The sequence below is a fragment of the Mesorhizobium sp. M7A.F.Ca.ET.027.03.2.1 genome (assembly GCF_003999175.1).
Taxonomy (GTDB): Bacteria; Pseudomonadota; Alphaproteobacteria; order Rhizobiales; family Rhizobiaceae; genus Mesorhizobium.
Map to the genome: position 1 here is coordinate 1 of NZ_RZOM01001877.1, position 476 is coordinate 476.

General features: G+C 59.0%; 1 protein-coding gene. It reads left to right on the forward strand.

Annotated features, from left to right (window positions below; translation table 11 throughout):
• Window positions 1-178 precede the first annotated feature (178 nt).
• Window positions 179-476, forward strand: a 298-nt coding sequence (locus EN750_RS38560; protein WP_145968402.1) for an ABC transporter ATP-binding protein, incomplete at its 3' end; no start/stop codon positions are given.

Below are 476 nucleotides of genomic sequence, written 5' to 3' on the forward strand. Positions count from 1 at the left end.
AGTTGAGCCACAGGCAGCCTTGGATGCGGTTGCAGCCGAATGGGACAGCCTGACGGAGGAATTCGGTAAGGACAAGCAACTTGCGGCCTATCGCGCGTCGATGGGACTGCCGCCACTCAAGTGAAAACGGACATGCCGGGCGGAACGCCGCCCGGCCTCTCCCGAGGAGATCTCAAGCATGTCTCATGTCACGCTGGAAGGCGTCGCCAAATCGTTTGGCAGCCTCCAAGTCATACCACCGCTGGACCTCAGAATAGACAAGGGCGAGTTCGTCGTGCTGGTTGGACCATCGGGATGCGGCAAAACGACAACATTGCGGATGATCGCGGGGCTCGAACAGGGAAGTTCTGGCCGTATCACCATCGCCGGCCGCGATGTGACCGACGTTCGGCCTGGCCTGCGCAACTGCGCCATGGTGTTCCAGAATTATGCGCTCTATCCGCATATGTCGACCTACGACAATATCGCCTATGGAA